The 24,023-nt window shown below is 44.1% G+C and carries 15 protein-coding genes and 1 pseudogene; 2 read left to right on the top strand and 14 right to left on the bottom strand.

Features of this window, described 5'->3' with window-relative positions; all coding sequences use genetic code 11:
• Positions 1–20: 20 nt before the first annotated feature.
• Entirely contained in the window at positions 21–677 is a 657-nt protein-coding gene (locus MCJ35_RS02015; protein ID WP_008721576.1) for a trimeric intracellular cation channel family protein, read from the top strand.
• Positions 678–792: 115 nt separating this feature from the next.
• Here MCJ35_RS02015 and MCJ35_RS02010 read toward each other — a convergent pair whose 3' ends face one another.
• The 4 genes from MCJ35_RS02010 to MCJ35_RS01995 form a co-directional block, all read right to left on the bottom strand.
• The gene (locus MCJ35_RS02010; protein ID WP_025483248.1) at positions 793–2,460 is read right to left on the bottom strand and encodes a Na/Pi cotransporter family protein; all 1,668 of its coding nucleotides are present in this window, start codon (positions 2,458–2,460) and stop codon (positions 793–795) included.
• 387 nt (positions 2,461–2,847) lie between these two features.
• Entirely contained in the window at positions 2,848–4,047 is a 1,200-nt protein-coding gene (locus MCJ35_RS02005) for an MFS transporter (RefSeq protein ID WP_025483250.1), read from the bottom strand.
• Positions 4,048–4,411: 364 nt separating this feature from the next.
• On the bottom strand, positions 4,412–5,386 hold the full coding sequence (locus MCJ35_RS02000) for an ABC transporter permease (protein ID WP_008721570.1): 975 nt from the start codon (positions 5,384–5,386) through the stop codon (positions 4,412–4,414).
• 16 nt (positions 5,387–5,402) lie between these two features.
• Complete coding sequence (locus MCJ35_RS01995; RefSeq protein ID WP_025483251.1) at positions 5,403–6,797, bottom strand: sugar ABC transporter ATP-binding protein; 1,395 nt, start codon at positions 6,795–6,797, stop codon at positions 5,403–5,405.
• Between the two features lie 628 nt (positions 6,798–7,425).
• On the opposite strand from MCJ35_RS01995, the pseudogene MCJ35_RS01990 reads away from it, so the two are divergent.
• A pseudogene (locus MCJ35_RS01990) lies at positions 7,426–7,717 on the top strand (ATP-binding cassette domain-containing protein); the annotation flags it as partial.
• Between the two features lie 408 nt (positions 7,718–8,125).
• On the opposite strand, the gene MCJ35_RS01985 reads toward MCJ35_RS01990, so the two are convergent.
• From MCJ35_RS01985 to MCJ35_RS01940, 10 genes are all read right to left on the bottom strand, one after another.
• Positions 8,126–8,545, bottom strand: coding sequence for a helix-turn-helix domain-containing protein (locus tag MCJ35_RS01985; protein WP_006567730.1), 420 nt, complete (start codon positions 8,543–8,545; stop codon positions 8,126–8,128).
• Between the two features lie 19 nt (positions 8,546–8,564).
• Positions 8,565–8,951 (bottom strand): metal-dependent transcriptional regulator, encoded by a 387-nt coding sequence (locus MCJ35_RS01980; protein ID WP_025483253.1) that lies wholly within the window; start codon positions 8,949–8,951, stop codon positions 8,565–8,567.
• A 48-nt stretch (positions 8,952–8,999) separates the two neighbouring features.
• Positions 9,000–10,373, bottom strand: coding sequence for an MATE family efflux transporter (locus tag MCJ35_RS01975; protein WP_006567732.1), 1,374 nt, complete (start codon positions 10,371–10,373; stop codon positions 9,000–9,002).
• Positions 10,374–10,420: 47 nt separating this feature from the next.
• On the bottom strand, positions 10,421–12,154 hold the full coding sequence (locus tag MCJ35_RS01970; protein ID WP_006567733.1) for an ABC transporter ATP-binding protein: 1,734 nt from the start codon (positions 12,152–12,154) through the stop codon (positions 10,421–10,423).
• Positions 12,155–12,158: 4 nt separating this feature from the next.
• Positions 12,159–13,979 carry an ABC transporter ATP-binding protein gene (locus MCJ35_RS01965; RefSeq protein ID WP_006567734.1) on the bottom strand — a complete coding sequence of 607 codons (1,821 nt, stop codon included), beginning with the start codon at positions 13,977–13,979 and terminating at the stop codon, positions 12,159–12,161.
• A gap of 155 nt (positions 13,980–14,134) precedes the next feature.
• The gene (locus MCJ35_RS01960; RefSeq protein ID WP_006567735.1) at positions 14,135–15,598 is read right to left on the bottom strand and encodes an ABC transporter ATP-binding protein; all 1,464 of its coding nucleotides are present in this window, start codon (positions 15,596–15,598) and stop codon (positions 14,135–14,137) included.
• Positions 15,599–15,618: 20 nt separating this feature from the next.
• A complete protein-coding gene (locus MCJ35_RS01955; RefSeq protein ID WP_006567736.1) occupies positions 15,619–16,572 on the bottom strand; it encodes a helix-turn-helix domain-containing protein in 954 nt (317 codons plus the stop codon).
• Between the two features lie 15 nt (positions 16,573–16,587).
• The gene (locus MCJ35_RS01950; RefSeq protein ID WP_006567737.1) at positions 16,588–17,349 is read right to left on the bottom strand and encodes an alpha/beta fold hydrolase; all 762 of its coding nucleotides are present in this window, start codon (positions 17,347–17,349) and stop codon (positions 16,588–16,590) included.
• On the bottom strand, positions 17,330–18,412 hold the full coding sequence (locus MCJ35_RS01945) for an NAD-dependent epimerase/dehydratase family protein (RefSeq protein ID WP_008726155.1): 1,083 nt from the start codon (positions 18,410–18,412) through the stop codon (positions 17,330–17,332). Before MCJ35_RS01945 ends, MCJ35_RS01950 begins: the two co-directional genes overlap by 20 nt.
• Positions 18,413–18,466: 54 nt before the next feature.
• Positions 18,467–24,001: a non-ribosomal peptide synthetase gene (locus MCJ35_RS01940; RefSeq protein WP_024739133.1), complete on the bottom strand. Its 5,535-nt coding sequence runs from the start codon at positions 23,999–24,001 to the stop codon at positions 18,467–18,469.
• Positions 24,002–24,023 lie beyond the last annotated feature (22 nt).

Genomic DNA, 24,023 nt, shown 5'->3' with positions numbered 1-24,023 from the left:
CGAAGGATAGAATGAATCTTATGGAATTTCATGTATCAATCTTTTTCATTATCGAGGTAATAGGAACCGTTGCCTTTGCCTCCTCCGGCGCCATGGTGGCCATCAAGCAGCAGCTGGATCTGTTAGGCGTCGTGGTCCTTGGCGTCACCACCGCGGTGGGAGGCGGTATGCTCAGGGATATCATACTGGGCAATGTCCCGCCCGGCCTTTTCATGAACCCGGTCTATGTGATGGCTGCTTTCATAACCGTCCTTGCACTGTTCATCGTCGTAAGGCTAAACCAGAGGATACTGGAGAGCCGTTACATTGCCTCCTATGAGAAAATGATGAACATTTTTGACGCCGTGGGGCTGGCGGCATTTACGGTTACAGGAATCGATACAGCCGTGCTGGCAGGATATGGGGACTATCATTTCCTGTCCGTTTTCCTGGGTGTGCTTACCGGGGTCGGGGGCGGTGTACTCAGGGATATCATGGCGGGCCAGACCCCCTATATCCTGCGCAAGCATGTGTATGCCAGCGCATCCATTGCAGGGGCCTTGTGTTATGTGTTCCTGGCTGACTGGATCACAGGGGATGCGTCCATGATCATAAGCGCGCTGCTGGTCATCCTGATACGAATGCTGGCCACCAGGTACTGCTGGAACCTTCCTACCGCAACAAAGAAGCAGCCGTGAGTTTCCGGTTAGAAACGTGCGCCGCCGGGCGCACACCCATAAAAGAACGGCTTTCAGGAATCTATTTTCCTGAAAGCCGTTCTTTTTATTCCGGACATGCCATGCAGCCATGTCCTTAAGCAATCGCCGCCGCTGTCTGTCCCCTGTCCCCAGACCATTCAATGGCAGCATAGGCCTGGGCAATGTTCAGCATATGGTCCCCGATCCTTTCATAATCCGTCAGCATTTCCGAATACAGGATGGAGGATTCCACATTGCAGTTCCCGTCCCTCATACGGTCAATCTGGTTCTGGCGGAACTTCAGGGTGATATCGTCAATGCGCTGTTCAATCTCCTCCGCCATCGACAGTTTAAATTCCGGATTTCCTTCTGCAGCCATGCGCAGAAGCTCCATGCCCTCCCTGCAGGTTTCTTCCATAGTCTGGAACTCCTTCCTGGCATAACCGGAAAATGTCAGGTTTTTCTGCTCTATGGTTTCCGCGTACTCAGCCAGGTTCATGGCGTGGTCCCCAATCCGCTCGATATTTCCCAGAATGGAATACATACGGTTTAAAGTATCCACATCCTTTGGCGTCTGGTCCAGTACCAGGATTTTGGATATTTTCTTGGAAATCCTTACATTGCTAAGGTCAATCTCATCTTCCCTCTCCTCAATCCCCTGGATTCCCTCCTTGCCAGTCCCGTTGGCAACCGCCATGAAGCTTTCCGATACATTCCTGGCAGCCACATCCATCATAAGGGTAATCTCATCATGGATCTGGTTAATTGCAATGGTAGACACGCCCAGATGATGTTTGGAAGCCATAAGGTCCTCGAACCACCGGTCCGCATCCTTCACAGGAACCTGCCTGTCAGGAAGGATTGCAATGGCAATCCGCTCCAGCAGGGTGCCGAAGGGCAGCAGAATCAGAGTGGTGCTTACATTGAATATCGTATGGACATTGGCAATCTGCGCCACCGGGTTGCCCGGGGTCAGGCCTGCCACGAAATCCGTAAACGGCGTAAGGATGCACAGGACCACAAACAGCGTGGTTCCAATCACATTGAACATCAGATGGATGACCGTTGTCCTCTTGGCATTCCTGCTCGTTCCCACGCTTGCCAAAAGAGCCGTGATACAGGTACCGATGTTCTGTCCGAAGAGCACGAACACCGCGCTGTGGATATCAATCACCCCTCCCATTGCCAGCGCCTGGAGGATACCGACGGAGGCTGAGGAAGACTGGATTACCGCCGTGAACACAGCGCCTACCAGGATTCCCAGGATGGGATTGGAGAACTTGGTTACCATATGGATGAATGTCTGGGAATCCCGGAGCGGGACCATGGCATCGCTCATCATCCCCATTCCGATGAACAGCACGCCGATACCTGCAATGATGCCGCCCACATGCTGGACCTTTTTGTTCTTCATGAAAATCAGGAGCATGACGCCCACAAATGCAATCAGCGGCGCAAGGGCCCCGATGTCCAGGGCAATCAGCTGTCCGGTAATGGTGGTACCCACGTTGGCTCCCATGATGATCCAGACAGCCTGCTTAAGTGTCATCAGGCCGGAATTAACAAACCCCACCGTCATGACCGTGGTTGCCGATGAGGACTGGATTAAAGCCGTTATCCCCGCTCCCACCAGCACACCCAAAAAGCGGTTGGCTGTGAGACGTTCCAATATCTGTTTCATCCGGTTGCCGGCCACCGCCTCCAGATTACTGCTCATCATCTGCATGCCGTACATGAACAGCGCCAGACCTCCAAGCAGGCTTAATACCAATTCTACTCCCATGTGTTTTCTCCTTTTGTTTAAGAGGATAGGAAAGCCCCTACATTATCATTATATGGATAATACCGGAATGCCCAGGTAAAAATGGCGCAAAAATAAGGCAGGGCCCGCCATCTTCGGTTAAAAGATCGCAGGTCATGCCTTCTATATCGCACAGTTGCGGCGTCCATTCAGGTGGGCGGATTTCATGATAATCTGTAGCCTCTTTTCCTGTTGTTTATCAAATCTTTACTTATTCTTAACACATACTCATTATACGGGATATTTCATATATCGTCAATATGGCTTCCCGCTCCCAATGTAAAGTCTATGTAAAGTATGTGTAAAATTTTATGGAAGCATACAGTTATTTACAAATTACCTTGAAAATCCCCTCCCCATATTATCCAATTATTGATTATATTCCTTTTTTCGTCCCCCACGCATGACACGGAGCAGCCCCAATACCAGCACAGCCGGGATCCAGGCAGCCACAGCCAGTCCGGATTTCATGCCCCCCTCTGCCGCCCCTGACACCAGACCCACCAGCGTGGGACCGGCAGAGCATCCCAGGTCGCCTGCCAGGGCCAGAAGCGCGAACATGGCAGTGCCTCCCCTGGGACAGCTGGCCGATGCAAGGGAAAATGCGCCCGGCCACAGGATTCCCACGGAAAGCCCGCACAGACTGCAGCCCAAAAGCGCCAGGGCCGGGTCAGGCCCATAGGCGGCCAGCAGATAGCTGAACACGCACAGCAGGGCGCTGATGGTCATGAAAACAGGCAGCTGGATCTTCTCGCTGTATTTGGCATACAACGCCCTGGATAATCCCATAAGCACGGAAAACATACAGGGGCCGGCCAGGTCCCCCATGGTTTTGGATACCTTAAGCCCTGACTCCGCAAAGGCGGAAGCCCACTGGCTCATGGCCTGTTCCGAAGCACCTGCGCAGACAAAGATAAATGCAAACAGCCAGAACACCCGGTTTCCCGCCAGTTCCCGGATTCCCATCCCATCACCGTCCTCCACCAATGAAAGAATCGGAACCCTGGCAAAAACCAGCGCATTGACAGCAGGGACCAGTGCCCACAAAAGCGCCAGGATCCGCCAGTTCCCCACTCCTGCCACGGTAAAGAACAGGGTGGAGCCAAGCACCACCGCAACCGCCCCCCAGCAGTAAAAGGAGTGCAGAAGGCTCATGGCCGCATCCTTCTTACCGGTAGGGCACGCCTCCACGATGGGGCTGATCAGCACCTCGATTATCCCTCCCCCGATTGCATACAGGCACACGCACACCACAAGGCCCGCAAAATGCCCGGGCACCAGGTCCGGGATAAAGGCCAGTCCCGCCAATCCCGCAGCCGCAAAGATATGGGCCGCAACAATACAGGTGCGGTAGCCGATACGGTCCACAAACCTGGCGGACAGAAGGTCTACCAGCAGCTGAATCCCAAAATTCACGGTCACTAACAGGGTAATCCTCCCCAGGGATATCCCGAACACGCCCTGGAACGTAAGGAATAACAGGGGCGCAAAATTATTGACAATGGCCTGTACCACATAGCCTGTGTAGCTGGCTTTCAGGGTACAATTGTAATTGCTGCTTAAAGGCATGCATGTCCTCCTCCGGCTTGCTGTAAATCCTATGGGGCGTCCTGCGCATGTCCTGCCTGTCCGCTCCATATCCAAATATCTCCTACTATACTTTGCCCGGAGCCGGACGTCAATCCTTTTCCATCTGCTTTTCCATAAAAAACAGGTGCGGCCATGTCTGGAAACTGCCCCAGTCCATAACCGCACCAACCATCTGCCGTCCTCTGCCGCTGTCCTATGCGGCCTCCCATGCTGCTGTCCTATGCAGCCTTCCATACCGCTGTCCTATGCAGCCTTCCATACCGCCTTCCTATGCAGCCGTCCATACCGCTGTCCTATGCAGCCTTCCATACCGCTGTCCTATGCAGCCTTCCATACCGCCTTCCTATGCCTTCTTCCTGTTCTTCACCATGTCCATGGTGACCGCGAACACAATCAGCACGCCGCTGGTAATCTCCAGCACATGGGTATTCAGCCCGAACTGCACGCCGGCGTTGTTAATGAGCACCATCAGGATGGTTCCAAGAAGGGTCCCGCTGACAGCCCCGCGTCCGCCTGAAAGGGATGCGCCGCCGATTACGGCTGCAGCAATGGCGTTCATGTCGTAGCCCTCGCCTCCGGTGGGAAGGGCGCTCTGTACACGGGCGGCCAGCATGATGCCTGCTATGCCGTAGAGCAGTCCTGCAAAGGCGTAGACGGAATAGAACATTTTCCTGACCTTGATACCGCTCAGCTTGGCAACCTCCACGCCGCTTCCGATGACATACAGGTTCCTTCCGAATACCGTGTAGCGGAGGATCAGGAACACCACCAGGGCCACTACCGCCCAGATGATGGCCAGGGCGGGCAGCAGTCCGAAGAAGCTGTTGTTGCCCATGTTGAGGATCCTCTCGTCCAGGCCGCTGACCGTCAGGGCCTTGCTGATGATCTTGATGATACCCCGGATGATGGTGGACATACCCAGGGTTGCAATCATGGGGGGAACCTTGAAATCATAGACAATGATGCCGTTGGCAAAACCAGCAGCAATGGCAAACATGACAGCTATCAGCAGCGTCAGGTAGAAGTTCATGCCCGTGTCGCGCTGGAGCAGCGCCAGGACCATACAGGAAAGGCCCGTGATGGCGCCGCCGCTGATATCAATCCCTCCGGTGGTGATGATCATGGTCTGGGCCACTGCCAGGACGCCGATGATGGCACACTGCTTCATCAGGTTTGTTATATTGTAAACACTAAAGAAATTATCCGTACAAACAGACGTTATTACAAATAAAGCCACAATGATGACTCCCAGCGTAAATTCCGTCTGCTGGAATACACTGGTAAGCGAACTGCCCTTTCCAACCTTTGACTTGCCCATACTATTCCTCCTATGACTAACCTTCCACAGACGCCCTGCGCAGGACATCCTCTTCTCTCAAGGTCAACAATTCTTCTTTATTAAACTCCCCGGTAATCCTTCCCTGGGCCATGACAATGAGGCGGTCCGCCAGTCCCATGACCTCCGGCAGGTAGGAAGAGATAAGGATGATGCTCCTGCCCTGTTCGGTCAGCTTTTCCATCAGCTTATAGATTTCTTCCTTGGCGCCCACGTCCACGCCCACGGTCGGCTCATCGAAGATCAGCACATCCGGGTCGCGGCAGAGCAGCTTGGCGATTACCACTTTCTGCTGGTTGCCGCCGGAAAGGTTGCCCACCAGCTGCATGACATTGGGCGTCTTTACATTGACACGTTTGGAGAAATCCTCCGCCCTCTCCTGCTCCTTTTTAAGGGAAATGATTCCCCGGCTGCTGATCATATCGTAAGAGTTCATGTTGATGTTCGTCTTAATCGGCAGCTGGAGGGCCAGTCCGTCCGCGCGCCTGTCCTCGGTCAAAAAGCAGATTCCATGCTGCATGGCGTCGCTGGGATTCTTGATAATCACCTTCTGTCCCTTAACGTACACATTGCCGGTAAGCCTGCGTTCCACGCCGCAAAGCGCCCGCATGATCTCACTGCGCCCGGCTCCCACCAGGCCCACAAAGCCCAGTATCTCGCCTTTATGCACGGTAAAATTAATGTCCTTAAAATGGCTGCTGTCGCTGAAATCCTCCACCCTCAGGACTTCCTCCCCCGGCTCCTGGCGTTTGATATTATAGATATCGGACATTTCCCGTCCGACCATCATCCGTATGAGGGAATCCTTGGTGACCTGGCCGATTGGTTTTGTATCCACATAGGTGCCATCCTTGAGCACGGTCACGCTGTCGCAGATATCCATGATTTCCTCCAGGCGGTGGGAAATATAGATGATACTGACGCCATTTTCCTTTAGCTCCTTGATGAAGCGGAACAGCACCTCCACTTTTTCATTCTCAAGCAATGCCGTGGGCTCGTCAAAGATTACAATCCGTATGTCGTCATTGACAGAAATCTTGCTGATGGTCACCATGGCCTGCATGGCAATGGGCAGCTTCCTGATCTTGTCCCTGGGGTCCACGTTCATCTCAAATTTGTCAATGATCTTCTTGCTGTCATCCGCCATTTTCCTCCAGTCAACAGCCCCCAGCTTTGTGCGGGGCTGTCGGCCCAGGTAATAGTTCTCGGCAATGCTCAGGTCAGGCGCGATATTGACATGCTGGTAATTGGCGTAAACGCCATGGCTCTGGGCTTCCAGAGCATTTGTATTCACAATCCACTGGTCGTTGTAGTGCATGGAAATCTGGCCCTCGTCCGGCTTCTCCACCCCCATGATACATTTAATCAGGGTGGACTTTCCTGCCTGTGTCAAGTAAGAACCAAAAAAAATATAATAATATTCTTAAAAAAGCACAGCTAATAAGCAAGTTCTATTGCTGATTAGTTCTATTTTTTTAATGGTACACCGCACCATAAACTGGTGCGGCTGAATATTATCTCACCCCTTGTACCATGGGAACATGTAGATTAGGTATAACCACAACCTTCCTGACACTTTACAGCACCCTTACTCACTGTTCATGCCTCCAGCGCTACCTGGACCGTGATTCTATTATTACGGAGGTATCATTATCATTCTGGGTTTTAGACCGCTGGTTATATGGTCCAAGAAAAAGTGCCGCTCATACCTTTACTTCTTCTATTACGATTCCTGACATTTACCTTGTAGTTATATTCAAGGCAGGTATATCGTGGCGCAGCTCATTGCTCTTCTTCATGCTTTTAAGCATGTCCCAAATGTTTAGTATCTCAAAAGATGAATTCCAACATGTCATTTATGTCATAATAAAGTTAGAATGCATCTACCATGCTGATATTCTATTGTCAAGGTACAAACCTGAATTATCCAATTCAGTAACCACATCAGTTATACATAACTAAATCATTTGATGTGTATGAACCTATTCTACGATGATTTTCTCTTTTTATCCATTGACTGACAGTCCATTGACCCCGAAAAATTGATGAAGAAAATTTCTGTGGTATTTCAGGAGGTTTATTTATTTCAGGATACGATTGCAAACAATATACGCTATGGAAAAAAATGCCACTCATGAAGAAATTGAACAGGCAGCAAAATTGGCAAACTGCTATAATTTCATTATGGAGCAGCCCCAAGGCTTTCATACTATGATTGGTGAGGGTGGTTCTACTTTATCCGGTGGTGAAAAGCACCGTATTTCTATTGGAAGAGCCATGCTGAAAAATACGGCTGTTGTATTGCTTGACGAAAAACTTTTATACACGATTAAAATGATAGTCATAAACTAAAATATAAATATCCCTGATTAACCTTGTAGTGTCAATCAGGGATATTCCTGCATACTTCTCTTATTTTACAATTTCATTTTGATTAGTGGTTAGCAGCCCCTCCATGGTTTGTATTACGTAAATATTTTCACGTTTCATGTGACTTTTTCTATGTTTTACTAGTTCATGGTAATGATATGTTGATACGGAAATAAAATTACAAAACCAGTCCACACTGTCCCAGCATAGAGCCAGCATCGAATCTAGTTTATATTTTAACATATGAAAGCGTACGGAGACCGTTTTTCTTCTTTTATGCATGAATAAGGAGAGCTGCGGTTCCATAACTGATTTCTCAACTATTTTGCAACAGCCCCATCAACTTGTAATTTAAACAGTTCTTCTGGCTTCATATGCTGGATAATTATGATGTGTATTTCTCTTATGATTCCCAGCACTACTCTTTTCGTGGTTTCTTATGATATCCATATTGTTTTTTATTGTTTCTACAGTATTCAATAAAAATTCCACCTCCACTTCCGAGCATTCTTTTAATATTGATAATAGACGCAACACTAAATCGGAATGTATTTCGCTCTTTTCTGTTTCCGTTATCATAATGGGGACTGCATTTAACGCGTACAAAATTTTGCTATATGTTTTCATACCAATCATTCTGGAACCACTCTCCACTTTGCTTAAGTGGCTTAACGAAATTTCAGCTGACTCAGCTAATTCTTCCTGTGTCATATCTCTTTCCTCGCGCAGCCTTTTAATTTCTTCTGCTATGGAATAAACCTGGTGTATCATACGTTCTGTTCACCTCTAATCAATGTGTGTTTTCATCTTCCTCTTTTCTTAACAGATGTCTTTTTAGTTTCTGGAATGTCTCATCACTGATTGCATGTTCCAGCCGGCAAGCCTCTTCTTCCGCAATGGCAGGGTCGATTCCGGCATCAATAAGCTGATTCGTAAAGAATTGGTGACGCTCAAATATTGTTTCAGCTATTTCACGGCCCGCAACGGTTAAATGAAGATAGCCGTCAGTGTCCGTTGTCAAATAACCGCCATTACGTAGAACCGTCACTGCATGGCTGATGCTGGGTTTGGCATACCCCATGTGCCGGGCGAGATCAGCCGAACGTACCATACCTTTTTGCTTTTGCAGAATTAACACCGCTTCCAGATAATTCTCTCCTGATTCATGAAGTTTCAGCGCTGCATCACCTCCTGTGTTTCGATACTGTTTAGAAAAACAGATTTCTTACTTCCCTGAAGCTTTTAACGCATCCATTCTTCTAAACTCATTTATCATCATACCAACCGCAACAATAAATACTATCACATCCGTAATAAACGGAGCAGCAAATACGCCATGTACACCAAATCCGGCAATATAAGGCATGATGATGGCTGCTGGTATGTAAATGGCTATCTGGCGTAAAATAACCAGAACACTCGCTTTTGTAGCTCTTCCGAGAGACTGCATCAGGGTCAGAACCACAATCCAGACTCCTAATAAAATATATGACAGGAAGAACAGACGGAAATCCCCTACTCCCAGTTCCACTACGGACGGCGTTGTAATAAACATAGAGAGAATTGTATTCGGTACTAACATAATCGGCAAATAGAAAATAAGCGCTAATAAAGTTGCTGTGATTGCAAACACTTTCGTGATGTGCTTTACCCGGTCGTATTGTTTTGCACCATAATTGGTTCCGACCGCCGGCTGATATCCCTGGGAAAGCCCCCATAAAGGAATAAATGCAAAAGACACTACCCGGTATGTTGCGCCGAGTATAATCTGCCATGTATCTCCTCCATGCTGCGCCGCAAGATTATAAAGTGCGGTTTGCTGGACCAGCATCATCACCTGCATCAGCATCGCAGAAAAACCTACTCCGATGATTTCCGAGAAAAGCGTTCTTTCAATGCGAATTGCATTGATTCTCACAGTCTTACTCCTTCGCTTAAAATACCAAAGAGAAGCCATTGCATACGCAACCTGCGAAGCCACTGTTGCATATGCAACTCCATCAATTCCCATGCCATAAGGTTTTAGAAGTAAAATGAAAATCGGGTCAAGTATAATATTCATGATAGCGGAACCGGCGCTAAAGAGCATTGCCTGTTTCAACAATCCCTCACCACGCATAATCATATTTGAGGACTGTGCAAAATTGACAAACAGACTGCCTGCAAAGATGATGCGTAAATACCGGAGTGCCAGCTCCAGAATTTCTCCGCTTGCACCAGAAAGCATTAAAATCTGTTTCGTAAAAATCATGCCTATCGCCATGATGATAAGAGAAAAAATCAAATTCATGGCGATCAGATTTCCCATTATCTTGTCAATTGTAGACTGATCCCTTTTTCCAATCGCCCTGGATAGGATTGAAGCGGAGCCGATACCGATGAGCGTGGAAATCCCACTATTGGCAAGCGTAAATGGATAGGACACAGAAACCGCTGCCATAGCGTTATCTCCTACCATTTGTCCGACATAAACTCCATCCATAAAATTGTAAAGCCCAACAACCACCATGCCGATAATCGCAGGTACGCTAAGTTTTAATACTAAACTTTGCGGGCTGTCATGAAGCAACATAGACCGAGTATCATTTTTATTTAACATAGAATCACTTCCTTATCTTTTTAACTGTCCATATTTTAAGTAACACCTTAGACTGACCAGCCAAGACTTTCCTGCTGTATGTAGAATAATTTGCTGTACAGTCCTTTTTGTTCAAGAAGCTCTTTGTGTGTCCCCTGTTCCATCAGTTCCCCCTCGTTCAATACCAGGATTTGGTCGGCATCTACTACTGTCCGCAGACGATGGGCAATCATTATAACTGTTTTCCCTTCTACAAGTCTGGCAATGGCCTGTTGAATCAATACCTCGTTCTCCGGGTCAAGGGAAGCGGTTGCCTCGTCCAGCAGAATAATGGGAGCATTTTTTAATAGTGCGCGGGCAATGGAAATACGCTGCCTCTCTCCGCCTGACAAGGTACTGCCATTTTCACCAAGGATCGTGTCATACCCCTCCGGCAGCCGTCTGATAAACTCATCACAATGAGCTGCTTTTGCAGCCGATACAACCTGCTCATCACTGGCATTCATATTTCCAATTCTAATATTATTAAATACCGTGTCATTAAATAAGGTCACATCCTGAAAAACAAATGACATGCTACGCATTAAATATTCTGGTTCAATTTGTTTCAGGTCCTTACCGCCGATTGTCACAGTACCTTTATCTACATCCCAAAAGCGGGCAATGAGTTTTGCCAGGGTACTCTTTCCGCTTCCGGACGGTCCAACTAGGGCAGTAATGCTACCTGTATTTATTTTTGCCGAAACATTTTTTACTACATCTTCTTTTCCATAGGCAAATGTAACCTGATTTAACTCGATATCATAATCCTTAATGTCCTGTTCTTCTCCCTCCATTGCCGGTGTTGTCAGCAGTATACGCATCCGCTTTGTAACCGTTCCCAGATGGAACAAACTGGTAAGCTGTGATAGGATAGATAATATCGGTCCATAAATTTGTGTAGAAAACATCAATAAAACCAGGAGGGGGTATAATTCAATCTGTCCACCTGTAATCAGGACTGTACCGATAAATATAGTGATTCCCAGGCTTGCCTGTAAAATCAGGCTCGCACATTGCACAAGAATACCTGAAGCCAATTCCACTTTAATTGCCGTCTTTTTCATTGCCAGGAGAGCCTTATTCAGTGTCTGAAAACGTTCTCCGCTCAAGCCACAGGATTTGATAATCTTGATTCCCTCCAAATACTCCTGAATCTGACTGGACGCCGCCAGTTTCACCCCCACCTGCTGGTCAAACAGGTGTAATTGCAGTTTACGGCCGCACCATATTATAAAGAAGCAGACAGGCATGGTACAAAATATTGCTAATGCCATGCGCCAGTCAAAAAAGGCCAGACATACGCATGTAAGTGTAACCGATATAATATTTGCTATGAGCGGAGGAATCGTACTGCTAAGCATGGATTCCATGCTGGCACAATCAGCCATCATATTTGTAGTTATATCTGACAAGTCTTTTGTGTTAAAAAAGCTCATAGGAAGCCTTCTTAAATGTTCAGCAATCCGTAACCGCGTGTTGCTTGCTTCCTTATATGACGCAAGGTAAGTTTTTTTATAATCATTCTTGGCAGCGATAAAGACCAGGATTGTAGCAAGCACTCCGATCACCAATAGTACCCACATAGTTGACCAGGATATCTCCTGCCCCATAAAGGGCTTTAAAAGCTGGCCGAACAACAGAATTGGAATCGCAGATGAAAGCATAATGGACAGGTTTGTCAATGTGCAGGCAAAAATCGCTTTTTTAAGGTCTGAATATCCTTTATCAGATAATAACAGTCGTTCTTGTAAAAATTTCATTTCGTTACACCGCCTTCCCTGTATGGATTTTCCAATTGACTGATTCTACATAACTGTTCCACATCTGCGTGTATTTTTCGCCATTTGCTATTAATCCATCATGGATTCCCTGTTCAATGAGATGTCCCTGCTCTATAACAAGAATCTGGTCGGCGTTACGAATCGTGGAAAGTCGGTGGGCAATCATAACCACTGTTTTGTCTTTAATCAATTTCTCAAAAGCTTTCTGTATTAAATATTCATTTTCCGGATCGCTAAATGCAGTTGCCTCATCCAGTACTATGATGGGGGAATCCTTAATTATGGCCCTGGCAATGGCAATCCTCTGCCGTTCCCCGCCAGACAAGCGGATTCCTGAAGAACCAATTACCGTATGATACCCATTCGGCAATTTTTCGATGAATTCGTGACACTGGGCCGCCTTTGCAGCCTCTATAACCTGCTCTTCTGTTGCATCAGGATTTCCCATCCGAATATTATCCAAAACACTTTGTTTAAAAAGAAATGTGTCCTGAAATACAAAACCAACCTGCTTCATCAGTTCCGCAAGGGGAATTTCACGGATATCTACTCCTCCAATTTGAATATTTCCCTCTGTCACGTCCCAAAAACGGGAAATCAAATTAGCAATGGTGCTCTTTCCTCCTCCTGACGGGCCAACGATTGCTGTCACCTCTCCCTGTCTGGCATGAAACGATACGTTATCCAGCGCCTTAACAACCACATCTGCTTCAGCTTCATAAGAAAAACTCACATGATCAAAGACAATATCCTTCCCCTGCTCCTTGACGCCGCCTCTGTAATCCGGCAAAACAGGTATATGTAAAATTTCTTCCATACGCTCCACATTGCCGTCAATCTGGGTAAATGACTCCGAAATGAACATGATCTTATTTAAGATGCCAGATATGGCCGGCACTAAAATCAAATAAAAGATAAAGGTTAGGGAGTAGTTTCTGTAATCTGTCACATTTCTTCCAATCAATATACCTACAGGAATCAGCAACAAATAGATGCTGTGGATAATCGCTGTAAACGCCGGCATGCAATTCCTCCACCCCATGGCATATTCCAATATGAAGGAGGTGTAATCAGTTATGGATCTGCTTAATCTTTTAAATGAATCTGCCGTCTGATTAAAGGCTTTGATTTCAGGCATCCCTCGCACATATTCCACAGATGCATTATTCATATCTTCCTGGGCAGACTGAAAACGGTGCATCTTCTCTTTGGCCGCCCCATTGAATCCTGAAAATTGAATGGCAAAGGCCAGCACAATTCCAAGAAGAGAGACAACACCATAACGCCAGTCAACAGCCAAAAGAATTATGACTAAAATAAGCGGAGCCACAAGAGATGCAACAAAATCCGGGAATTGATGGGCGATAAATTTTTCGATACTTTCTATATTCTCGTCCATAATTTTCCTCATACGGCCGCTTCCAATGGTCAGGTGATATCCTAACGGGATTGCAGTGATATGATCCGCAAAGTTTAATTTCAGTTCATACAATGTTCCAAAGGCTGCCAGATGGGAACACATCAGAGCACAGAAATAAAGTACCACATTTCCAGCAATGCCGGCCAGGGCAAACCAGCCGCACATCAAAATGGCAGGCATATCTGCTGCAGGCATATCCGGAAACACCAAAATCAGTTCCCTGATAACAAAATAGATTGACAGATAAGGTATAAACGAACATACTGCCGCCAATGCAGACAGAATTCCTGAAATAATCACTAACCCTTTGTGTTCTGATGCCAGCTCCAGGCAACGTGCCATTCCTGTTTTCCTTTTTTCCTCCTTGTTCTTTTCCTGTTTCATTGTTGCTCCTCCAATTCCATAATATTTGCACTATAGTTAGATTTTACTAACTGTAGTGTATTATAACGAAAAAATCCGCGGTTCTCTACTCCATTTCAAAATAACTTCCCGAAAATAGCCCGAAATTTCAACAACTTTATCCTCTTACAGATAGCTCAATACCCCATTTTCTCCAGTAGATAATCGGCAGAATTTATCACAAAATCGTCTGTCACCTTCCCCTCTTCCAACCTGATTGCTCTCTGGCAGCAAGACAGCACACATTCTGCATCATGGGTAATCACCAGAATTGTACGTCCTCTCCCAGCAAGTTCCTGAATAACATGGCTTACCTTTCTCATATTTACCCCGTCAAGGCCGCTGGTTGGTTCATCTAAGATAATAATGGGGGCTTCATGCATCAACGCCACCGCCAATGCGAGCCTCTGTTTTTGCCCCCCTGACAAAGTGGACGGGTGTTGTTCTCTAAACTCATACAAATCCAGTTCAGTTAATATCTGCCCAGCCTTTTCCCTTATTTCCGGTGATTCTTTACTGCCCAGTATCAGTTCGTCTATCAGATCCTCACCAAACAACTGGCTGTCGAGATCCTGGGGAATATACCAGACCGTTCCCCTCCTCTTTTTTATGTTGCTTTTATTTCCAAACAGAGTAACACGGCCGGAATCTTCTTTTAATAATCCGGAGAGCATTTTTCCCATTGTACTTTTCCCCATCCCATTGGAACCTATGATAGCGATAGATTCTCCTCTCCTGCAGGAAAAGCTGATATGGTCTGCAACCACTAATTTGCCAAACGTTTTACATAAATCTTTTACTTCTAAAATCACATCGCTGTTATTTTCAAATGGCATATGAGAACAAGTCACCGTATGCAGGTCAGGGTTTCTTAAACCCAGCTTACGGATTTCTTCCGCGGCCAGCTGCCTGATTTCAGCCTGCGTAAATTCATGCATAACGCGGCCATCTTTTATATACAGAAACCTGTCTGCAATTGGCATCAAGTAATAAAGTCTATGTTCCGCAATCAGAATTGTTTTTCCCTTTTCCTTCAGTTTCCTTATTGTATTACCCAATCTCTCTGTTGAATCCGTATCTAAATTTGCGGAGGGTTCATCCATAACATAAATTTCAGGCTCGATTGCTTCGGCAGAAGCAATCGCCACCTTCTGTCTCATTCCATAGGAAAGGTTCCGAATATTATAATTTAATATATTATTTATGCCCATACTATCGGCTGAAGCTTGGACATGGGCCACAATTTCTTCGTGCGAATACCCGTAATTCTCACATCCGAACGCAATCTCCCCTGCCACCTCATTGGCAAAAAATTGGCTCCGTGGATCCTGAAACACATTGCCTATAATCTTCCCCCTCTCCCAGGATGGATAACTGGAAAGGGGCTGTTTCTCTACATTGACGGTCCCTTTTAAATCGCCCTCATAAAAATAAGGAATCAGTCCATTAATAACTCGGGTCAGCGAACTTTTCCCACTGCCTGACGGACCGGTTATAACCACCGTTTCCCCTGCCTTAATATTTAAATTGATATCAGTAAGCTGGGGAATTTTATGCTGATATGAAAATGTCACATGCTGCATTTCTATTTCTTTTCCCATTTTTATTCTCCATATTCTTATTAGCTTCTCAGCTTTCTATAATCTTTTGGCAAAATACCATAGACATCTTTAAATGCAACAGAAAACTTACTTGCATTGGAATACCCCAATGAAAAGGCAATTTCACCAATTTTCATTTCACCATCTAAAATCAGCTTTTTCGCAATCCCCATTTTGTATTTCTTCAAAAATGCATATGGGGAATCTCCATAAACGTGATTAAATATTGTTTGAAACATGGTAGTCCCCATATTTTTTTCTTTCACCAATTGTTTAAGTGAACGCTCCTCGTCTAAATGAGTAATCATGTAGTTCCAGATTTCTTTGACTGCCTCGATCTGGTCTTTGGGATAATACTGTTCCTTCTCAGCGTCATTTCGTTCAATATTTTGCAAATAGAAAAGAAGTTCCAACGTTTTAATTGCAAAGTAGCAAGTGCTCTCTTTCCCTTTTGCCTCATAGACTTCATCAAACAATCGCTGTAATTTAGAAGGAATATTGCTGATATACCATGCAGTGTTCAATGATAATTTTTCCTCAATCGCCTTAATGTCTATGGAAAAATCCGCCATAATCTTTTTCGTGGACAAACTCATTTTTTTCTCGTCAATCACCAGAGTAACGGCATCAAAGTAACCGAAGGGGAAATAATAGGAAGCTGGCAGATGCTCCCCGCTGCCAATCCAGAAATGGTCCTCCGACAGATGGGCACATATATTATTTGCAAATTCACAGACAACTCTCCCCCTGCGGCAACAGGTAATCTCCAGAATCTCGCTGTATGGGGTTACTGGAATAAAAGCATCTTCGGAATTAAACTCCATGAATACCATTTCCATTCCCTCAAATACTTTATATGTAACAATCAAACCCTTTCCCTGGCATTCGTACCGTTCTATTAAGCAATCACTGTCACTGTGCATAACCCTGGCGTTCCGGCCGTACCATTCCTGCACTTCCTGTTTTTCCGGCATGGTTTTAATCCTCCATTATGCTTCTATCATATTGCAGATTATCTGCGGTTTCCTGCTCAGAGCCTCCGCGTGTCCCATTTTCTCACAGGCACGGACTTTAAGAGGATAAATACTGACTCTTCTTATTAAACCAACAGAATTGGGGGCATATGTTTCATTGCCTCCATACATAATCACCACTTCCATTGATATTTTCTCTTTCCTGCTCCGGATATCATACTTGTAAGCTGCAAGAGCTGTCTGTAATAATGTTCCAAAGATTATACCGGCCTCCCCCATTGGCTGAAGAACCTGGACATCATTGTTATGTAAATACCCCATTTGTTTTTGCATATACTTCATCATGTGCTTTCCATGCAAAACCCGCTTCATCTGCCACGCCATAATAAGGCTGTATATGTATTTCATATTACCCATAGATTCATATTGTCCGCCGTCCAGTATCAGTTTTTTTATTCTTATATCACCTTTGAGTGCAAGTTCAAGTGCAATACTTGCTCCCAAAGAAATGCCATAAACTGTATCAACATAATTAATTCCCTTTTTCAGCAATGCAGTACTGATATAGTCGGCACTAAGAATGACAGAAGTAACCGCACCACTGGACGAAGCACTATGGCCTGGCAACTCCGGAATTATAAAATAATAATCTTTCCCCAATATATGAAGAACCTTATCAAAACAGTTCTTCCAATTGAATCCCATCCCATGTATGAGAAGTATTCTTTTACCGTTTTTATTACCAAGCAGATGAATCTTAGATTGATCCTTCTTCATAGGTTTCCTCTTTCTCCAATATTTTATCGGTCAAAACCAGGTCGATATTTAATTGTGGTAAATCATGTATTACAGTTTCTAAATCCACGATATCCATAGCATAATGAATTCCGAAGTCCGGTTGTTTTTCAACCAGGGCCTTAACCGTATAAGCGGCTATAATTGAACTGATATCACTACTGTATGAACTATGTACGTCCGCAGTTCTTATGTGACCCTGATTATTATCTGAACCTGTTACTTCAATATGTATATAGTTATATGCTGCTGTTGAGCCACCAGTCATTTCAAATAGCTTGATAATAGAATCAATACTTTGCTGCAGTGCCTCATCGCCTTGCTTTAAACCATATTTGATAACTGCTTCCTGCATTAACTTCGTGATTTCTTCTCCAAAAGAGGCGTAATACCAGTTTGCCCTCTCAGGTTTATATTTTTGAGTAATCCGTTGCAATTCTATCGTATAGTAGTTCTGCAATGTATACTCCTTATTTTCTACAATCCTGTAGATTGGTGTTTCATCCCTTTTTAATTCACCATTTTCATAATAGTTTAATGCAGTTCCAAATCCGGCTGTATTTGTCAAAATAAAATCTTTGATTGCCGATCTGCTCGGAATTTCATTCGTGATGCTCAACCCCATAATACAATCTACTGACTTTAAGCTCTCACATAAATATTTCATCAACAGGCCAGTCATTCCTGGGAAGAAGCCACTGGAAAGCACATAAACCGATTCGTTCTCTATATCTGCTATTCTGTCTTCTAAAAATGCCTCACCAGAAGGGTCCACAACAGGTATGTGATATTTAGCCGCTGCTCTTGCAATCTTTTCTCCATTGACAAAGGAGGCTCCTGCACAATTTACGATAATACTGCACTGACTGCAAAAGCTTTCTAAGTCATCAGATATATCTACATCTAATTGGATATATTGGTTATGGGCAGTAACTGATGGTTTTACCGAATGATAGGAAACTAGCAACTCATATTGATTCTCCAACAGTTTAACAACTCTTTTTCCTATTTCACCAGTTCCGCCTAATATCCCGACTTTCTTCATATTCCGCCCCTTTTCCAGGGTGTCCATACGGTGATGGGCACCCTTTGGCAATCGTTAATAGTTAAAATCTAAAATCTTAGAAATATTCTTTTCCAGATTATCACCAATAATACAATCAAAATGTTGTCCTGCAATTGTATTATATTTTAAATTCCCCTTGATATATGGTTTCCATGTTTCAAAATCTTCCTCAAAAAATCCCGGATAAAAGTGGCTTCCTAAAATCTCACAACAGAAAATCCTTATATTTCCATAGTAAAGCTTCGGTATATAACTGGACACACATCTGAAATTTTGTGAGAATATCCGGAAAAGTACATTCAGCATCTTCAGCTGATGTTCCATCAACTCCCCATTTGGACGCTCAATCGTGCGGTATAAAGCATTTAACCTTTCTGAAATTGTATAGCTGGCGAGCCGGCGGAACTCTTCAGCCACATCTTCATACTCCCCGCCCGTTTCGCATAATGCTTTTACTGTAATTTCACCACTTCCACATCTGGAAATATACTCTATATACTGCTGCAACCGCTCATCGCTTACCTGATATCCTGCCTTATATGCATCTGCCCCAATCACTCTTGCAAAAATCCTCTCCAACAGCAGTTCGTTATCCAGGCTTGAATGCAATGCATTACGGAATATCTCATCCGATGCATCCGCTAAAATCGTGTTCTCTTTCCGCTTTGGAATACCGGTGCTTATCAGCGTCACATCAGAAACGGAAATTCCTTTATTTCTCAAATATTGTGCTGTTTCCAGTGCAATCAGACCACCCACGCAATGGCCCACAAGAATATAATTTTTATATCCCATTTTTTCCAATATCTCACCATATTTCCTCCCCAACAACCGGAAGGTCTGGCTGGTTTCCATAGAAATATACTCTGCATCATTTCCAAAAACAAAGCCGATAATGCTTTCACTGTCCTTGCTGTCCTCTTTTATGCGAGACAGTAAATCCGTATAGGGTGTTAAGGTTCCCGCTCCGGCATGGAAAAAAACCTTCGCAACAGAATCCTCATTATTTAAACTGCTATTTTTCAGAATCATTAAGGACGGGTCCTCAAGATTTCCCTTATCATTTTGATGGTTCAAAAGGCTTTCTGCTATCTGCTTAATAGTGGGTGCTTTCATCATTTCTGTCAGAAGGTTGCTCCACTCCCAGCCGGAGGCTTCCGATATGTTCTCCATCATCTTCCCAATGATTTGAGCAATTAACAGAGAATCACCGCCCACCAGATAGAAATCATCATTTCTCCCCACAGAAGTAATCCCCAGCTCTTTGCACCATATTTCGGCAATGCGCCGCTCCAGATCTGTCTGGGGCAACTCGTCCTTTTTCTTGATATTCTCCTTATGGTCCCAACTCTTGAAGTATTCTTTGATTTTTCTGGTATCCACTTTACGGTTTGCAGATAGTGGCATATCCGGAAGAATCAGAATCTGGTTTGGAACCATGTACGGAGATACTGTACTTTCCAAATAGCCTCTGACCGCCTCCTTTTCTAACTGCTCATATTCTCCGGCAAAGCGAACCACATATATTGTCTGTCCAGCTAAGTCCAATTTGCTACCCTTATCAGGGAATTCATAAAGCAGCTGCCCATCATGCCTCTTAAATATATCTTCCCACTGTTTTCGTGTGAAGAATGTCTGGTCATGTTCGCTGCGTTCGTCCGTAAAACCGGTTAAGCCGTCCTTAAATTCCATTGACGTAAGCAACAGGTAACTTGTTCGTGTTTCCTCAAGTATGATAATGGACGCGTCCTCTGATAATAAGCCCTTTAAATTTTTCATGACACTATTGATATTCCGTGAGTTATGGAGCACGTTTGCACATAAAATCACATCAAAGCTGAATGCCTCATACCCTTGCGATACGAAGTCTTCATTAATATTGAAAATCCCGTATTTCACCCAATTATACTTACCGAAATTTTCCTGTGCCTTATTTAAGAAGAAAACCGAAAGATCAGTAAAATAATACTCAACATTACAGCCTTCAAGCTCGGGTATCACATCGAGAGAGGTTCCACCAACTCCAGCTCCCACCTCTAATATTCTAAAGGGTTTCTCCGGACTTTTTTTATTCTTTTTCTCGCACAGATAACGTATTTCTTTCGTAGCAATGTTGTTGAGCATCCCATTTACTTTATTGTCATGATAAGCTGCCAGCGCCGGGTCTGTGTCTCCCTTTGGAAACAGAATATTCAGAGGGTCCTCTTTTCCCTGAATCAGTTCTGGAAGCAAATCACTCGATTCCTTCAAATAATCAACAAACTCCTTGCTGTATTGGAAATCGTCCTCTATTTCAAAAAATTCCTTCCAAAGCTTTTCAGAACCTAAATCCGTACTTATCTCAGAAGCTTTATATGCATTGGCTTCACATGTGATAATTCCTTCATTAACCAATACCTGCAGCCATCTTTTTGTCAATTTGTGCAGTTTCTCCGGTATCGACATCATTTCTACAATTTGCTCAAAATTGAAGGCTTTGGATTTATCCGAAAAAATTCCGCGCTTTCTAAACGTGTTGTATATGTCCGCAGAAACAACTTCCTCTGACTTCTTAATCCACTTTTCAAGTAAATCCTGATCCATCTGCTCTTCATAATATTGTTTTATGGACTTGAGCAAATATTCCTCTTTATCGTCCAGAGCCGGTGATGCCACAGTCTTTTTCCTGACCGGAGAAATGACTGCATCAATATGCAAATCCTCCGGGCTTTCACCTAACGCTAAAGCGACAGCCCTTTCAATCAGTGGATGTTCATTTAAGACAGAACTAATTTCAGCCAGTTCAACTCTATGGCCGTGTATTTTAACCTGATTATCGCCGTCCTCGCGTCCTTTAAAAATAATGACTCCGTCTGGTAAATAGCACCCCTTATCCCCGGTTCTGTAAATGCGCTCTCCACTCCACGGAAGAGCAGGGTACTTTTCACGATTCAGCTGTTCATCCTTCAGGTAGCCGGAGGATAATCCGATTCCTCCAATGTACAGGCTTCCGTCTACCCCATTAGGGCAGGGCTGCATTTCGTTGTTTAGAACATAAAATGTTTGATTGGACATTGGATATCCATATGGAATGCTTTTTGTAAATACTGCTTTTTTAGAAATATCGTAACTGATTGACCAGATTGCTGCTTCCGTGGCTCCACCAAGGCTGATCACACGGCAATCGCCAAACAGATCGTAAATCCTATGCGGCAGGGTTACGGGAATCCAGTCACCAGAAAGTAATAACAGCCTCACCTGATAATCCACGCTGACATTTGCGGATTCAAGATAGGAAACAATCATCTGATGCAAAGCAGGAACCGCATTTATTACAGAAACCCTATGTCTGATTATTAATTCCGACAAATATTTGGAATCCCTAATTTTATCTGTACTGGGTAATACTAATGTTCCTCCTGCTGAAAAACAGCCAAATAAATCATATACAGAAAGGTCAAATGATAAATTTGACAACCCCAGGAATACATCCCTCTCACCAACTGCATATGTTTCATTAACATCCGCAATTGTATTTGATGTTGCACGATGAGTCATGATAACCCCTTTGGGTTCACCGGTTGTTCCAGATGTAAATATAATATAAGCCGGCCTGTCATAATCTATTTTATCAATAGGCAACGATTCTGTCGGTTCCGGTTTTAGGCTGTGAATATCTACAACATTGCAGTATTGTTCTAAATCCTCATTCCCTGCTTCTGAAAAAAGCAGTTTAATATCTGCACTTCTTATAATTTTCTCTTTGCGTTTATCAGGCTGCTGCACATCTATTGGCACATAAGTCGCTCCTGAAATAAGGGCAGCCAGTACCGCAGCTACCTGCCATACATGTTTTTTTGTATCAATTCCTATCTTATCGCCGTCCTGGGTTCCTGCCTCGCCCAAAATACGCAGTACAGCATTCACATATCCCCCAAGTGAACGATATGTATATTCTCCCTCATCAGTTATTAATGCCGTTTTATCAGGGTAAAGGTTAAAAGATTTCAGGAATCCATCTTCAAGCATTGCCGGCATAATATTTTTAAAAGTATTATTTACATCACGTCTTATTTCAAGGGTTTCCTTCATAAGGCTGACCGGGTATTTTTCCTTAAGAACTTCACTATTTTTATCGGCTATAGATTGAAGCAACAAAGCAAAACTTCCAAACATTTCTTCTATTATATAGCCCTCAAATACACCATTTCGCACGTCCCAGTTAATAGTGGCACCACCGTTTTCTTCTGCGGCCTGGCAGTCTATATACACCTGCGGAGTCTGACTCAGTTTATATACAATTCTGTTTTTTACAGTTGTATCATCCTTTGAACTAACCCCCAAAGTACTTGTGAACACAACCGGCATAATTACATTTTTCTTGCGTTCTTTCGTTAGACGTCTTATTATTTCTACTCCGGACACATCTTTATGTTCTAAATCAGACCAGAGATCCATTTGCAGTTTTTTCACTCTTTCCAGAAATGTTTCACTATACTCTATATCAATGGCAGTAATATTGACATCTGTGAAATCACCAACCACTTTATATATATCTTCAGCCACTTCCGGTCTGTTGAGCAGTGTAGTGTTAATACAGAACTTTTTGTCACCAGACCAAACTGCTATTACCTCCGCCAGTGCTGCCATAACAAACACAGATGGCGTAATATTATACGATTTTGCCAATTCAACAAAAGCTTTCCATTGTTTATCATTCAAGAACACTTTCTTCTGAAGGAAGCTCACTTCCTGATTGTCCTCCATCCCTATAACCGGAAGGTTAGGTGCATCTCCCATCATTGATATTTTCTTATTCCAATAAACTTCCGCTTCCTGCCTTGATTTGCTATTAAATGTTTTCCGCTTCTCCTGATATAAAACAATATCTCTGTAAGACGTAGTCGGTATAATGATTTCATGAGGATTCTCATAAAACCTTTCAAGATCATTAAGCATTACATTCATACTTGCAAAGTCAGAAATAAGCATGTCTAACGAAAAATAGATTATGCTTTTGTCTTTCTCAATACTCAAGGCCAAATCACACATGGGCCACGTTCCAAGCTGATACTGCTTCGTAGATAACTCAGTTCTCAGTTCTTCCTTATCAGCGCTAATATCTTTATCCCGCCCGTCAAGTACTATGATTTCCACTGAAGGTACTGCCTCCTGGACAATCTGATAACCGGATGCCGATACAATTGCCCGCAGCATATCATGCTTTTGTATCACTTTATTCCATGCAACCTCCAGCTGACCAGGATCAAGTAATCTATTGACTTCAATTTCTATGTAACCGTGGCAACCAATTCCACCCAATTCATATAAACGATTTCTTCCCATAACATAGGAATTTTGTATGTCGGTCAGTGGGAATTTTTCATATCTCCGTTTTGTATCACTGGTGAACACTAAGTTATTATGTGCTTTTAAATAATCCAGCACTTCTGACTTATACTGTCTCAACTTATTTTTATTTTCCTCTGTCATTGCCCCCTTCGGAGCTTTGAACTTGATGGAATCACCTTCACACCAAATTACAATTTCTTTTTCTGCCAGCTCATTAATGTACTTTTGGATATCCATAATTTTTTCTCCTTGTCTGCAG

The organism is Enterocloster sp. OA13 (assembly GCF_022440595.1).
Classification (GTDB): Bacteria; Bacillota; Clostridia; order Lachnospirales; family Lachnospiraceae; genus Enterocloster; species Enterocloster hominis.
Note: the sequence above shows the minus strand (reverse complement) of the source record. Positions and strands in the feature narration are given on the sequence as shown.

Excerpts from the sequence above, each read along its gene's own strand:
- MCJ35_RS02015 (WP_008721576.1), top strand. The coding sequence starts at position 21 with ATGGAATTTCATGTATCAATCTTTTTCATTATCGAGGTAATAGGAACC.
- MCJ35_RS02005 (WP_025483250.1), bottom strand. The coding sequence starts at position 4,047 with ATGCCTTTAAGCAGCAATTACAATTGTACCCTGAAAGCCAGCTACACA.
- MCJ35_RS01940 (WP_024739133.1), bottom strand. The coding sequence starts at position 24,001 with ATGGATATCCAAAAGTACATTAATGAGCTGGCAGAAAAAGAAATTGTA.
- MCJ35_RS01970 (WP_006567733.1), bottom strand. The coding sequence starts at position 12,154 with ATGAAATTTTTACAAGAACGACTGTTATTATCTGATAAAGGATATTCA.
- MCJ35_RS02000 (WP_008721570.1), bottom strand. The coding sequence starts at position 5,386 with ATGGGCAAGTCAAAGGTTGGAAAGGGCAGTTCGCTTACCAGTGTATTC.
- MCJ35_RS01945 (WP_008726155.1), bottom strand. The coding sequence starts at position 18,412 with ATGAAGAAAGTCGGGATATTAGGCGGAACTGGTGAAATAGGAAAAAGA.
- MCJ35_RS01975 (WP_006567732.1), bottom strand. The coding sequence starts at position 10,373 with ATGTTAAATAAAAATGATACTCGGTCTATGTTGCTTCATGACAGCCCG.
- MCJ35_RS01950 (WP_006567737.1), bottom strand. The coding sequence starts at position 17,349 with ATGAAGAAGGATCAATCTAAGATTCATCTGCTTGGTAATAAAAACGGT.
- MCJ35_RS02010 (WP_025483248.1), bottom strand. The coding sequence starts at position 2,460 with ATGGGAGTAGAATTGGTATTAAGCCTGCTTGGAGGTCTGGCGCTGTTC.
- MCJ35_RS01960 (WP_006567735.1), bottom strand. The coding sequence starts at position 15,598 with ATGGGAAAAGAAATAGAAATGCAGCATGTGACATTTTCATATCAGCAT.
- MCJ35_RS01965 (WP_006567734.1), bottom strand. The coding sequence starts at position 13,979 with ATGAAACAGGAAAAGAACAAGGAGGAAAAAAGGAAAACAGGAATGGCA.
- MCJ35_RS01955 (WP_006567736.1), bottom strand. The coding sequence starts at position 16,572 with ATGCCGGAAAAACAGGAAGTGCAGGAATGGTACGGCCGGAACGCCAGG.
- MCJ35_RS01985 (WP_006567730.1), bottom strand. The coding sequence starts at position 8,545 with ATGATACACCAGGTTTATTCCATAGCAGAAGAAATTAAAAGGCTGCGC.